The sequence below is a fragment of the uncultured Metabacillus sp. genome (assembly GCF_947503125.1).
Lineage (GTDB): Bacteria > Bacillota > Bacilli > Bacillales > Bacillaceae > Metabacillus.
On record NZ_CANNCR010000198.1, the window covers coordinates 1 to 359 of the forward strand.

Consider the following 359-nt stretch of genomic DNA (forward strand, 5'->3'; position numbering starts at 1 on the left):
AACTTTACATAATAATTAACTTTCCATAAGATGAAGTTGGTTACGTCCCTTTCCAAAAACAGGGATCTGAATTATTGTTTCACATCATTGCCGACTGTTATGAACACAAAAGCGTAATTGTAACATCCAACTTAGAATTTGGCCAATGGAACCGAGTGTTTGGGGATAACCGGCTGACCTCCGCACTCGTGGACCGACTGGTCCACCACGCGCACATTGTAGCGTTCACAGGAGAAAGTTACCGTCTAAAAAATGCACTTTCCTCAGTGAACCCCCCTGATGTAATTTGAATTAAATGATGAGCTGCAAGCCTATGTATTTTTCGCTGCAACTTTCTGCACTTTTCGCTTGCAAAAAAC

The 359-nt window shown here is 41.8% G+C and carries 1 pseudogene; it reads left to right on the plus strand.

Annotated features, from left to right (window positions below):
* Positions 1 to 29: 29 nt before the first annotated feature.
* Positions 30 to 290: pseudogene (locus Q1B07_RS26815) on the plus strand (ATP-binding protein); the annotation flags it as partial.
* Positions 291 to 359 lie beyond the last annotated feature (69 nt).